7 protein-coding genes are annotated in these 13,389 nt (G+C 60.4%); 1 reads left to right on the top strand and 6 read right to left on the bottom strand.

Annotated elements, in window-relative coordinates; genetic code table 11:
* Nucleotides 1-52 precede the first annotated feature (52 nt).
* Entirely contained in the window at nucleotides 53-2,386 is a 2,334-nt protein-coding gene (locus R3C19_08240; GenBank protein ID MEZ6060334.1) for a protein kinase, read from the bottom strand.
* Between the two features lie 870 nt (nucleotides 2,387-3,256).
* On the opposite strand from R3C19_08240, the gene R3C19_08235 reads away from it, so the two are divergent.
* Complete coding sequence (locus tag R3C19_08235) at nucleotides 3,257-4,825, top strand: 2-isopropylmalate synthase (protein ID MEZ6060333.1); 1,569 nt, start codon at nucleotides 3,257-3,259, stop codon at nucleotides 4,823-4,825.
* A 111-nt stretch (nucleotides 4,826-4,936) separates the two neighbouring features.
* Here R3C19_08235 and R3C19_08230 read toward each other — a convergent pair whose 3' ends face one another.
* The 5 genes from R3C19_08230 to R3C19_08210 all read right to left on the bottom strand — a co-directional run bounded on the left by R3C19_08230 (nucleotide 4,937) and on the right by R3C19_08210 (nucleotide 13,067).
* On the bottom strand, nucleotides 4,937-5,368 hold the full coding sequence (locus R3C19_08230; protein MEZ6060332.1) for a thioesterase family protein: 432 nt from the start codon (nucleotides 5,366-5,368) through the stop codon (nucleotides 4,937-4,939).
* 235 nt (nucleotides 5,369-5,603) lie between these two features.
* The gene (locus R3C19_08225) at nucleotides 5,604-6,485 is read right to left on the bottom strand and encodes a carbon-nitrogen hydrolase (GenBank protein ID MEZ6060331.1); all 882 of its coding nucleotides are present in this window, start codon (nucleotides 6,483-6,485) and stop codon (nucleotides 5,604-5,606) included.
* 180 nt (nucleotides 6,486-6,665) lie between these two features.
* Entirely contained in the window at nucleotides 6,666-10,328 is a 3,663-nt protein-coding gene (locus R3C19_08220) for an efflux RND transporter permease subunit (GenBank protein ID MEZ6060330.1), read from the bottom strand.
* A 132-nt stretch (nucleotides 10,329-10,460) separates the two neighbouring features.
* The gene (locus R3C19_08215) at nucleotides 10,461-11,726 is read right to left on the bottom strand and encodes an efflux RND transporter periplasmic adaptor subunit (GenBank protein ID MEZ6060329.1); all 1,266 of its coding nucleotides are present in this window, start codon (nucleotides 11,724-11,726) and stop codon (nucleotides 10,461-10,463) included.
* A 210-nt stretch (nucleotides 11,727-11,936) separates the two neighbouring features.
* A complete protein-coding gene (locus tag R3C19_08210) occupies nucleotides 11,937-13,067 on the bottom strand; it encodes a hypothetical protein (protein ID MEZ6060328.1) in 1,131 nt (376 codons plus the stop codon).
* Nucleotides 13,068-13,389 lie beyond the last annotated feature (322 nt).

The raw sequence follows: 13,389 nt of genomic DNA, 5'->3' as shown, positions 1-13,389 counted from the left end.
GTGGCCGCTGAGAGCAATCGGGGTCGTTCCGACGCCCTTCAGCCGACGCTCTTCAGCCGTCGCCCGCCGATCGTCGCGGTTGACCAATCAGCGGGGTTCGCGCGACGGATCTTCTGAGCTGTCCAGCAACAGAAGTTCCGCTTGTGTGGCCGCCAAGACGGCTGCGTATCCGGGAACGTCCGGGTTGTCGCGAGCCACGTCTTCCATCAGCGACCGCGCGGATTCCAGAGCGTCGCGTGCTTCGCTGAGTCGCCCGGAGACCCGGTACCATCGGCCGATTCGATTCTGCGTTTCCGCCATCGATTGCGAAAGATCGAACTCTGCGGGGTTGACCGACTGAAGCCGCCGCCAATTGTCCGCGGCCATCAGCAGCGTGTCGATCGCAGCCGGTTCGTTCAACTTGAATCTGCAGATCGGCCAGCGTCACGTAGATGTTGTGTGCGATCGCGTAATCATGCCGCAGATTGTGATCGAAGACGGCCGGATCCGGATGAGCCTCCGCGAAGGCTTCAAGCTGCGCGATCCCGGAGCGGCAGCGCAGTACGGCCGTCGTCAGATCGCCCTGCCGCGCGAACATGCCCGCCGTGAGTTCGTCGCTGATAACCGAATAGACGTGATACTTCAGCACCTCCGGATGATCTCTGAGCAGCCGCTTTGCCAGCAGATCTCCTTCCTGAAACATCGTCGCCGCTTCTTCCGACCGACCCATGCGTTCCAGCGACTGACCCGTGTTGCGATAACTGACGGCAAGCGCCGAAAGCTGAGCGTGACTGTCAGGCAGCGCGGCGGCGGACACCTGCCGAAGTTCCAGACTGCGCAGATTCGCCGCCAGTGCCTGTTCGGGAAGCCCCAGATCCGTGTTGATGTTGGCCAGATACTGGTACACGTGCGACAGGTGATTCGCGACGTGAACCTCCTGGTGCGCCGAATAGAGTTTCTCGTACAGAACCGTGGACTCGGTCAGCAGTTCCCTGCGCAGCGGCATCATGCCGGCAACGTTCAGAAGGTCGTTCTGACTGATGCGAACGAAGTATTCATCGATCGCATCCATGGCGTGCTGAAGATCCGTTTCGGAGATATTCCGCGCGCGGATTGCTTCAACAACGCTTTCGCGCGCTCTGTCGCGCTGCTGGCGGGCTTCGACAAGCGCGGACTCCGCGCGGCGCCATTGCGTCACGACACCGGCGGCGCCCAGCGTCACAGAAAGAAACAGCATCGCCAGAACGGCCGCCAGAGCAGGCTTGCGCCGGCACCACTTTCCCGCTCGCTCGAACCAGCTCGCGGGCCGCGCCAGAATGGGCTGATGGGCCAGAAACCGTCGCAGGTCCTCCGCCAGATCCCCGGCCGTTCGATAGCGTCGTTCGGCATCCTTCTCCAGACACTTCAGGCAGATCACTTCCAGAGAACGCGGGATCGCCGGATTCAGCAGCCGCGGCGGAACGCACTCAGAATGCGTGACCTGAATCAGAGTCTGGACAGCGGACTCCGCGCGGAACGGAGGCCTGCCCGTCAGCAATGCGTACAGCGTCGCGCCCATCGAGTAGATGTCGCTGGCCGCCGACACTTTCCGCTGACCACCGGACGCCTGCTCCGGAGACATATAACTCGGGCTGCCAATCACCACGCCGACGCCGGTCAGTTCAGAATCCGTATCCAGCCGTTTTGCGAGTCCGAAATCCGTGACTCGCGGCTGGTCGGACCGGTCGATCAGAATGTTCGACGGCTTGAGATCGCGGTGAATGATGTTCTTCGAATGAGCGAAGTGCATCGCCTCGGCGACGGTGGCCATGTAGCGTGCAGCCGTCATAGCGGGCAGCGGAGCTTCCTGAATTCGTTCCGCGAGACTGGCACCTTCGACGAAGTCCATCGAGAAATAGTGCCGGCCGTCCTGTTCGCCGATCTCGTGGATCGCAACGATATTCGGGTGCTGCAGATTCGCCGCCGCACGAGCTTCTCCGAGAAATCGTTCGACTTCCTCACGAGACGCCAGTTCGCCGCAACTGATCATCTTCAGGGCGACGACGCGATTCAGAGTCGTCTGCCGCGCTCGATAGACGACACCCATTCCGCCGCGAGCGATTTCGTTCAGCAGAACGTAGTTCCCGAAAACTCCGGAAACACGGTCTTCGCGCGCGGAAGTTGCCGCGATGCCCCGCTGCGTGACCGGTGTGTCACTGGCAGGCATCAGCGTTTGCGAACGAGCATGATCGCGCTCGGCGCCTGACTGCGAATGGCCGTCAAGAGTCTCCTGATCGGCGAATGTTTCAAATCGCCGGCGACAGTCGCCGCACTCGTCCAGATGCGACCGGAATGATGACCGCTCCTGCGCGGTCGCCGTTCCGTCCAGCATGCGCTGCCAGGAACTTCCATCGGGACACAACGCCATGAAAACACCCGTCTTCTGAGATCAGCGGCCTTGATCGGGCACTGCCGCGACCGTGATTTCGATCGTCTGGATTTGTACCTCAGTCTCACCGAGATTGCAGCACCTGTCCTGCCGCGCCCGAAACGGAACCTCGCGATTTTTTCGGCTGTTCCGGGGAATGGGGGTGTTGCGGAAGGATCGGTCGATGAAGGTTTGCTGATGTTCGCCGACATTCCTGCGGATACTTCGAACGCATCTGACGTTGCGAGCCGACAACCTCGCGTTTCCGGTTGTTGATGCCCGGAGGGCAGGTACAACGTCAGCCGGAGCCGACAGGCTCCGGAAGCTGGTGCCTCCGCGTCCGCAGGCCTGAACGGCCGACACATTCACTGCGTTTAAGCATGGATCGCCCTTCCGGGGTTTTGGGCAGGAATTCGGCATCTGACCGATGGCTCACGTCACCGGCACAGATTGTGTCGGCCCGCCGGGCCTGAAAACGCTGCTGAATCAACACCACCATTTCCGGATGAGCCAATTCTTCAAGAGTCGCGGCGGGAGAGCGTGCCTCGGCGAAACACGACCACGCCGCCGAACCATACTTTGATCGGGATGCCACCGAACCGGTGGTTTCGCGAACCAGCGAACCAGTGGTTCGCTCGATTCCCGGCTTGAAGTCGGAAGAGATGACAATTACATTTCCATCCTGCGAACCTGTTGTTCCTGCTCTGTGTCCCGATTTTGCTATGAGCATTCCACGACTTAGCCTGAGCCTCCTTCTGCTTCCGTTGTGAAGCCCGCCTCAGGTACGTTTGCAGCAGACGAAAATGTCCCAACCCTGAGGTCTTTGCCTCAGGGTTTTTTGTTTGGCCCATTACCATCGGAGTCCCACTGATGTCCGGCGACCGCATCATCATTTTTGACACGACACTGCGTGACGGCGAGCAGTCACCTGGCTGCAGCATGAACACGCGTGAAAAGCTGGAAGTTGCCAGGGCGCTTGTGGAACTGGGCGTCGACGTCATTGAAGCCGGTTTTCCGATCGCGTCTCCCGGCGACTTTGAAGCCGTCCAGCAGATCGCCGCCCGGTTTGGTGATCGCACCACAATCTGCGGGCTGGCTCGCTGCCGGGAAGACGACATTCAGCGCGTCAAGGAGGCTCTGGCCGGAGCACAAAAGCGACGGATTCACGTGTTTCTGGCCACCAGCGCGATTCATCGTGAATTCAAACTGAAGATGGACAAGGCTCAAATCATCGAACGCGCTGTTACTTCGGTGAAGTCGGCGAAGGAATTCTGCGACGACGTCGAGTTCTCGCCCGAAGACGCCGCTCGCACGGAGCTGGATTTTCTGTGCGAAGTCGTTGAAAAGACGATCGCCGCCGGAGCCACCACGGTGAACATTCCGGACACCGTCGGATACGCCACGCCGAATCACTTCTTCAAGGTCATTTCGCATCTGAAGCAGAATGTTCCCAACATCGAACAGGCCGTCATCAGCACTCATTGTCATAACGACCTGGGACTGGCCGTCGCCAACAGCCTGGCCGCTGTCGAAGCCGGCGCGCGGCAGATCGAATGCACGATCAACGGTCTGGGCGAACGAGCGGGCAATGCGGCTCTGGAAGAAGTTGTCATGGCGCTGAAGACGCGCCGTGATTTTTACGGAGTCACGACAGGCATCAGGACCGAAAAGCTGTATCCGACCAGCCATCTGGTTTCGTCGATTACCGGCATGAAAGTGCAGCGCAACAAGGCGATCGTCGGACAGAACGCGTTCGCTCACGAAGCGGGCATTCATCAGCACGGAATGCTGCAGGAACGGACGACCTACGAAATCATGCGTCCGGAAGATGTCGGCTACGTCGGACAGAATCTGGTGCTGGGCAAACACAGCGGACGTCACGCGTTTCGTGATCGTGTCGTTCAGTTGGGGTTCGATCTGGACGACGCGGCCATTCAGAAGGCGTTCGACGACTTCATCGCGCTGGCTGATAAGAAGAAGGAAGTTTACGACTCGGACATTGTCGCGCTGGTCGAGAACCGGATGGTGGACGCTCCGGAACGCTGGAAACTGGTCAGCTTTCACACGTCGGCCGGCACGTCGGCGATTCCCACCGCCACGATTGAGCTGCAGTGCGAAGATCAGCCCGTGCTGTGCGACGCGGCAACGGGAGACGGCCCGATCGACGCCGTGTTTCGCGCTATGGAACGCATCATGGAACTGACCGCGCGGCTGGAAGATTTCAGCGTTCGCAGTGTCTCGGAAGGCAAGGATGCCCTGGGCGAAGTTCGCGTTACGATCAACGTCAATGGTCGACACTACGCCGGCAAGGGTGTCAGCACGGACATCATCGACGCGGCGGCGAACGCCTACCTGCAGGCGCTGAACAAAGCGGACAGCGATCGAGTCACCGCGGCTCAGTCATCGTCCCGCGAAGCCGCGGCTGCCGGAAACTCGTAGCGGTACCCGGAGTCGGCCTGGAACACAGGCCGACTCCGGCATCCTTCCTGGATCGCGCGACTCCGCCATCCTGCAAAACGGGACTCGTCGCACCATAAACGAGCCCGCGGCTCACTCGCCGGTTTGCTGAAATCGCTGTCGCAGTGCTTCGGGAATCCTGACCGGGCGATTCGCGGCATAGTCAAAGATGACAATCACCGACGTCCCCTCCGCCACGATCGCGGACTGCTTCTGACTATAGACGGCGTGCACGATTTCCGCGCTGGTGCTGCCGAGTCGCCCGACTCGGGAACCGACGTGGATGGTGTCCGGAAAATGAAGCTGTCGGCGATAGTCGCACTTGATCGAAGCCAGAATCGGCCCGAGTCCTCCGGTCTCCATCGTGACGTCGGAATTGAAGTGGTCCAGCAGCTCGATGCGAGCCGATTCGAACCAGCGAAAATACACGACGTTATTGACGTGCCCGAAGGCGTCCATGTCGCCCCACTGCACGGGCAGCGTTGTGATCGTTGTGAATTCGGAAAGCTCAGTCGGAGTTGCCAATGTCAGAAGCCTCTCAGCCAGCGTCTTGTTGCAGAGTCATTCGACAGGAGTGACGTAATGCTACGGGAAGCGAAACAACGAACGGTACCACCGCACTTCTTGTCGTGCAGGTCCTTCACCAACACAACATTGCCGCACGAACAACGCATCACGCATCAGTCTCCGGAACGCTGCTCAACGTTAACTGCCGCGTGAGATTTCGCCCAGCGGCTCCGTCGACGGACGGAAGTGACGGTCATGATCCGCCGTCCAGCCAGCGCTGCTGCAGGTCACCGAAGGCATCGATACGTCGGTCGCGGAAGAATGGCCAGTGCGTGCGAGCCGTGTTGATCAGTGACAAATCACATTCCGTGACAAGATTCTGCGGCTGATCGTGAGACGCCTGATCGACGACCTTGCCGTACGGGTCAGCCATAAATGATCCGCCCCAGAACTGAATCTGTCCTTCGGTTCCGACACGATTGGGCGCTCCGACGAACAGGCCGTTGGCGATCGCATGGCTTCGGATGATCGTCTGCCATGCCGAATACTGACTCTCGCCGTATTGCTCGCGTTCTCCCGGAATCCAGCCGATGGCAGTTGGATAGAACAGCAATTCAGCACCTTTCATCGCAGTCAGTCGAGCGGCCTCCGGATACCACTGGTCCCAGCAGATGCAAACGCCGACTCTGGCGAACTTCGTTTCAAACGCAAGGAAGCCCAGATCTCCAGGCGTAAAATAAAACTTTTCATAGTACAGCGGATCGTCGGGAATGTGCATCTTGCGATACAGCCCCGCGGTGCTGCCGTCCGCGTCGATCACGACGGCGGAATTGTGGTACAGCCCGTGAGCCCGGCGTTCAAAGATCGGCACTACGATCACAACGCCCAGTTCTGCAGCGATCTTTGACATCGCCGCCGTCGTCGGACCGGGAATGGGTTCAGCGAGTTCAAAGTTGCCGTGATCTTCTGACTGGCAGGGATACTGCGTATTGAAGACTTCCTGCAGGCAGATGACCTGAGCACCCTGTTCCGCGACGGACCGAATCTGCGCGATCGAACGATCCAGGTTGTCGGCGGGTTCACTGCCGCAGGACATCTGGATCAGGCCGATTCGAACGATCGTGGATTTCGGCATGAGAGGATGCCTGAAGGGATAGGGGACTGGAATCGTGAGATGAATATTCGGTCAACCGCGTGTACCGCGGCGGCGACTGAGGAGCCGGAAGAACAGGAAGCCTGGGGCGGCGCTGCGGCGGCTGGCGTCGGGCCATTTTCCTGCCGGCCGGAATATCGCGGAATCGCGTGGTCCGGCGCGCTACGTCGCGAGTGCTTCTTCTTCAACTTCCGCTTCGGTTTCGGAATCGACGTCATCGATTTCTGAGCCGACGGCATCGAATCCGCGTGTTGCCGCGTCCGACGGATCGACGTGTGCATGGCTGAACAACCCGGCGGTTTCCGCGCCAAACAGCCAACTGCGGGCACGAAGTGTAATCGCAAACACCGTCGGCACCAGAACCAGCGTGAACATTGTCGACGCGACCAGTCCGCCCAGAACCACACTTCCCAGACCGCGATAAAGTTCGCTGCCTTCGCCGGGAAAGATCACCAGCGGCAGCAGTCCCAGAACAGTGGTCCCTGTGGTAATGAAGATTGGCCGAATTCGGCTGCGAACGGCCGTGGGAATCGCAAGGTCGGGAGCCATCCCTTCCTCACGCATGTGGATCAGCGACTGATGCACGATCAGAATCGCGTTGTTTACGACCGTACCGATCAGAATCACGAATCCCAGCATCGTCAGCACGTCCAGAGCCTGGAACATGAACAGGTTCAGGATCTTCAGTCCCAGCAGTCCGCCAACCGCTCCCAGCGGAACGGTGAAAATGATCACAAACGGATACAGCCACGATTCAAACAGCGCGGCCATCAGCAGGTAAGTGATCGCCAGAGCCAGGATCAGATTCCACTTCAGTGATTCCCAGGACTGCCGCAACTGGTCGGCGGTTCCGGACAGGTAAATCGTGTATCCGCCGCGAAGCGCGTCTTCGGCTCGAAGGGGAGCGAGAATCTGTTCCGTGATGGCCGTCATGGCTTCTTCCAGCGGAACTTCCGCCGGCGGAGACACGCTGATCGTGATGGCTCGCTGGCGTTCGCGGCGCATGATCTGTTCGGGGCCGCTTTCGAGCGAAACTCGGGCCAGAGCTGCCAGTGGAACAAGCTGACCGGACGGCGTCGCGACGGGAAGGATCTCGATATCCTGAGTGACCTGAGCGGACTTTTCGGTGCCCTTGATGGTCAGGTCGACCTTGTCGCCGCCGACGAAGTAGTCGCCCGCGTAGGCGCCGTCCAGCAGCGAATCCACCGTGTATCCCAGGTCCGTGGAATTTAAGCCCATTTCCGCGGTCTGAACCAGCAGCGGTTTGACGTGAATCTCCGGACTGGAAAGATCCAGGCTGGGCTGAGGCATGGCCTGAGCCTCCGGCATCACACGATTCACGTCACCAAGAATCCGACGGCCCAGTTCGACCAGTCGCTTCAGGTTTGGACCGGCGATTTCGATGTCGATCGACCGGCCGCCGCTGAGCCCGCGTTCGAACAGGCTGGTCGGCGATGCTCGCACCTGCGCGCCCGGGATCTTTTCGCTCAGCCGCCGCACCACCGGAATCAGATCGTTCACACGATCACTGTCGGCAGATCGCAGTCCCAGAAAGATCGAACCGCGGCGACCGAAGAAGAAGTAGTCGTCAATCACCGGGGCATCCAGAGCGGCCGCTTCCGGAGTTCCCGGCATCGTGTCCCAGTACGGCCGCAGTTCTTCGTCCAGTGTGTCTCCGATGTGCATCATCTCGTCGACGTTGTAGCCCGGCGGAAACGACATGTTGCCGATGATCATGTTTCGATTGCCGGTCGGCAGGTAATCCACGTCCGGCCACATGATGTACGACAATCCCACCGCCGCGCCGACAATGAGTGTGATCACGGCCAGCGACCGCACTGTGCCCCGCAGAACCCATTCGTTGACGCCGACGACGCCGTTGATGAAACCGTGCCCCATCCATTTCAACAGCTTCATCAGCGGATTCGCACGGGACGCCACGCCGGCTGTTGAAGCGTGCTTGCCGGCATGCGCGCCGGCACCGTTGGCCGATCCCGCTTTTCCTGACGCGTGAATCGAAGATCGCCCGCCCGGATCCGCGCCAGATGGAACGGGCTGTTCACGAAACAGCCTTGCTGACAGTGCCGGTATCAGCGTGAACGAAATCACCATCGACAGCCCGATCGCGCAGCTGATGGCCAGTGCGATGTCTCGAAACAACTGGCCCGCAACATCTTCCACGAACAGGACCGGCAGGAAAACGGCGATGGTTGTCAGAGTCGACGCGACAACAGCGCCCCAGACTTCTTCCGTTCCGCGAACGGCCGCGACAAACGGGCGTTCGCCGTTTTCGTGCCGACGAAAGATGTTCTCCAGAACCACGACAGCGCTGTCCACCAGCATCCCGACGGCGAACGCCATTCCCGCCAGGCTGATGACGTTCAGAGACCGGCCCAGCAGTCCCATCATCAGAAACGTTCCGATGATGCTGGTAGGGATCGCCAGTCCGACAACCAGGGCTCCGCGAGCGGAATGGAAGCCGACCACGATGATGATGGCCAGCGTGGCGATGAAGTACCACGGAGACACGTACGCTGCCGCCAGTGCCGTTCCCGCGATGAATGGCGTCGCGATGATCGCAAGGGAACTGCGGTTCAGGAACAGCATCAGCACAATCATCGTCAGGGCTCCGCCGATGAAGATGTTCTGCTGAACCAGGCCGATGGCCGAGTGAATGTATTCGGTTTCGTCGTACTGCTGAAACAGTTCCAGGCCGCGCGGCTTCAGGACCGTTTCGTTGATTTCGGCCGCCGCGATCCGCAGTTCGTCCATGACTTCCAATACGTTGGCTTCCGCGGTGCGCTGGATGCCGACGCCGATGCTGCGAGTTCCATAACGTCGCGAAAAACTATCCGGCTTTTTGAAACCGAGTTTCACTTCCGCGACGTCGCCCACGTACACCGGCTGACCATCCTGAACGGCCAGCAACTGACTTTTGACATCGTCGGTGCTGCGAAACTGGCCGAGAATCCGGACGCCGTACTGCCGCTTTTCTTCCCAGAATTCTCCGCCGGACGTGTCCTTGTTCTGCCGTTGCAGGGCATCGCGAACCTGAGCGATCGTCAGTTGCCGCGACGCCAGTTGTTCCGGATCGACGATGACCTGCAGTTCCTCTTCGGCTCCTCCATAGACGTATGCGTCGGCGACTCCGGGAACACGCGCCAGGCGGGTCGCGACATTGTCTTCCACAAACCGCTGCATCTTTGACAGGTCGACCGGCGGCGGCTGCAGCTCGACCAGTTCCGGATACCTATCACCATATTCGCGAACCAGCCGGTCCAGCCGCAGCAGTGCCAGGCCGGGGTTGTTCGTCAGCCGGACCGGTTCCAGAGGCTCCCGCAGTTCCGGGTACGCTTCCTGAACGGCTCTGATCGCGTCCGCTCCGGGAGGAATCGGGCTCAGGAAGTACCGGGCAATGGGCGAATCCGACGAATCGGACAGTCGAATCCGCGGCTCGCGTGCGTCCGGCGGATATTCGCGAACCTGCTGCAAAGCGGTGCTGACCTGCAGCAGCGCTTCGTGCATGTCCGTGCCGACGACGAACTCCATCAGAATCCGTCCGTTGGAATCGCTGCACGTGGAAGTCAGCTTCACCACACCTTCAACGCTTTGAAGCTGCTCCTCCTGTTCCAGCACGATCTCGCGTTCAACTTCCTGCGGGCTGGCTCCGGGCCACGCGGTTTCGATGGACAGCACCTGCCGCAGCACTCGCGGAGTCAGTTGCTTCGGCATGTTGATGAATGACACGGTGCCGAACAGAGCAACGATCAATACGCCGACGGCCACCTTGACCGGGTTTCTTACGAATGATTCGACGAGTGACATCTTGGTTGTGTGCCTCTTGAAACGAATTGACCATCCGGTCCGCCAGATCTGTCGCCCGATCTGCCCGAAGACGCGCGCCAGCCGGGACGACGACTCTTCGGCCGATCTCCCGCCGACACGCCGCGTTCTGCGTTATTCCAGCACAGTCACGGTCTGGCCATTCTTCAACCGTTCGTTGCCCCGCACGACCACGCGGTCTCCGGCCCGGATCGGTCCCGTCACCTGGATACTGTTGCCCTTGCTGATGCCCAGCGTCACCACGGCCTCCCGCACGCTGGCCGGCTTGCCTTCTTCGGCCGGTTCCAGAACGTAGACCAGTGGTTCTTCGCCGCCTAGTACCAGAGCGTCCTTGGGAACCAGCATCACCAGTTGTTGCTGTCCCGTCGGCAGATGCACGCGAGCGAACGCGCCGGACTTCAGAGCGGGGATTCCGTCCTGAATGTGATTTGTGATGCGAATTTCCACCGGCAGCGTTCGCGAACGGACGTCCGCCTGAGGAATGATGCGGTGGACTTTGCCGTTCCATTCGGATTCTCGGGCGGCGGGAACTTCAACTCGGACATCGGAACCGACGCGCATGTCGCGAATCTGTTCTTCCAGCGTAAACACCTGCACATCGACTTCACTTAGCTGAATGACTTCAGCGATGGGATCGCCGCGAGCCACCCACTGGCCGACTTCCGTATGTTCGGTCACGACGAAACCGTCAAACGGAGCCACGAACGTGTGCCGGTCAATCTGCTCCTTTAATTCGCCGACAACGGCCTCCTGAATCGCCACCCGCGCCTGTGCCTGAGCAATTCGTTCCTCCCGCGGCCCCTTCACGGCCTGTTCGTACAGAGCCCGGGCCGCAAGATAGTCCTGATCGGCGGCCAGCGACGCAGACAGCTTGGCATCAACGTCGCTTTGCGTTGCTGCCTTGTTCTGCTGGAACAGGCTGGCAATGCGGTCGTATTCGGCCTTTGTGAAATCGCGCAGCGCCGAGGCTGCTCGCATCTGAGCACCCAGATTGGCGATGGTTTCCGGTTCGGTGCCGTTCTGCAGTTCGGCCAGTTCCTGCTGCCGGACAACAAGTTCCGCTTCGGCCGCGGCAAGCTGCAGTTCCAGCATCTCCGTCCGGGCACGAGCCAGCGTGTCTCCGGCCTTCACCGCGTCGCCATTCACGACGGGAAATTCGATCACGCGCCCGTCAACCGCGCTGCCGACGACGCTTCGCCGAGCCGGCATCACCGTGCCGACGACCGTGTACGTTTCGCTGATCTGCTGTTCAACCACGTCGGCCACGCTGACGGGAGCCGGCGGAGGATCGCCCTTGGGAGGCTGACTGCTGGCCGTCGAAGTGCAGATCAGCAGCCACGCGGCGAACGGCAGGACGGGAATGCGAAAGTCGTGATTCATAGGCGGGAATCCGGCGGGGGGAGGCTTGCGATGCTACCGCTGAAATCCAGCGATGTCGAGTCCCCGGTCCCGCAAAGCCACGAACGCATCGAACGAATTCGTCCGCACCCGCCCAATCACCACATTTGCCCTCGACACAGCGCGAACGGCTGCTCACAAAACGGTGAACGACGCGTCGAGGTTCATCATCCCGGCCGGACCGGCGAAGACTCATTCTTCGTCGCTGCTGCCGTTGGACAACTCCAGCATTCCCGATTTCACCGCGCCGGCTGCTTCCACGAGTTCGAACTCGCCTGACGCACCAGACATCGAAAACAGCACACCGTCATCGCTTGCCAGCCGACTCAGATCCGCAAGTCGCGCCAGGCGAATGCAGCCGACGTCGTGGTGCTCACCATCGACTTCGCAGGTCACGCACCCCGCTTCATCCACCGTGATCGCCGCGGCGTTTTCCGGAATGACCGGGCTGTCGACCAGGGCCAGTTCTCCCGACGGTGTCCGGAAGCCCAGCCGACCGTCATCCAGCCGTTCCAGCGCGCCGCAACGCGTGAACATATCGCCGGAGCCCAGGGCAAACATCAGTTCCGGACGTCCATCGATGGCAACATCCAGTGGCCGACCGGTGCAGATCAGTCGCCCGGCACGGAAATCGAAGACGGCAGTGCCGTCGCCACTGGATTCACCGCCACTAAATCGACGAAGAGCTGCCGGCAGCGTAATCAGCTCGCGCTGCCGGAATCCGATCGTCGTCCGATTTGCTTCGTTGTCCCGCCGGATCTGAACGCGCCGGTCGGGCTGCTGAATCATCGCCGCCGATGTCAGGCTTTCGTCCGCCGGGGAAGCCGGATCGCTCGCTTCGACGTCAAGGCCGTCGTCCGCACGAAATAGGTCGCCGGAAGAAACTTCCAGCGAAGACCGAAACTGCTTTTGCTGCTGTAGCAGGAATTCCGCATCAGCGACGGGAATACCGGCATATTCCTCACACCAGATCTCGATCGTCTGAGCATCCGCGTCGGGAAAGTGCTGCCGGACCAACTCACGGATTCGATCGTCGTTCCTATGCGGCACTCCGGTCGCGCTCACTGTCCTGACAACTCCGGCCCGCTCGTGAGTCACGAAGTCGTCGCTGGCGTCACTGAACTCTGTGAAGGCTTCGGGGATCGCGCCTGGTTGCGGCTCGAATGCGTCTGTCGGCAGCGATTTCGGTGTGCCAGCTTCGAGGGCTGATGCAACCTCCGGCGCTGACGAAGCAGCCGGCTGCGGCTGAATGAACCGGCCAGCCAGAGATCCGCCGGCGAACAAAACGATACCGGCGGTAACGACTTCCATGCTGCGCTTCATCGTCAGGCTCCCTGCCCTGATGAGGATTGCGGTGATCGACGAATCATCCCTGCCGCGAAACATCGCGGTCTGACGATTCACCAAGCGCGGTATAGCCCGCCTATGGCGTTTTGAAAAGACCGGCCTGACCGATCTTCACCGCAACTTGACAATTTCATGTTCACAGTGCGCTGCCCAATCCATCACGGATCATTCGCCCCGAGTGACCGAAGCCAACCGCCGTGCCGTCAGAACACGTCGCCAGCCGCCCGCTCAGGGACGGCGGACCGGTCGACGAGCAACTCTCGCTCGTCAGCCGCCCGTCGACAAAGTTTGCATTTCG

It is taken from the genome of Planctomycetaceae bacterium (assembly GCA_041398785.1).
In the GTDB taxonomy this organism is placed as follows: Bacteria; Planctomycetota; Planctomycetia; order Planctomycetales; family Planctomycetaceae; genus JAWKUA01.
This window is presented reverse-complemented; position numbering and strand designations above follow the sequence as displayed.

Excerpts from the sequence above, each read along its gene's own strand:
- R3C19_08220 (MEZ6060330.1), bottom strand. The coding sequence starts at position 10,328 with ATGTCACTCGTCGAATCATTCGTAAGAAACCCGGTCAAGGTGGCCGTC.
- R3C19_08210 (MEZ6060328.1), bottom strand. The coding sequence starts at position 13,067 with ATGAAGCGCAGCATGGAAGTCGTTACCGCCGGTATCGTTTTGTTCGCC.
- R3C19_08240 (MEZ6060334.1), bottom strand. The coding sequence starts at position 2,386 with ATGGCGTTGTGTCCCGATGGAAGTTCCTGGCAGCGCATGCTGGACGGA.
- R3C19_08225 (MEZ6060331.1), bottom strand. The coding sequence starts at position 6,485 with ATGCCGAAATCCACGATCGTTCGAATCGGCCTGATCCAGATGTCCTGC.
- R3C19_08215 (MEZ6060329.1), bottom strand. The coding sequence starts at position 11,726 with ATGAATCACGACTTTCGCATTCCCGTCCTGCCGTTCGCCGCGTGGCTG.
- R3C19_08235 (MEZ6060333.1), top strand. The coding sequence starts at position 3,257 with ATGTCCGGCGACCGCATCATCATTTTTGACACGACACTGCGTGACGGC.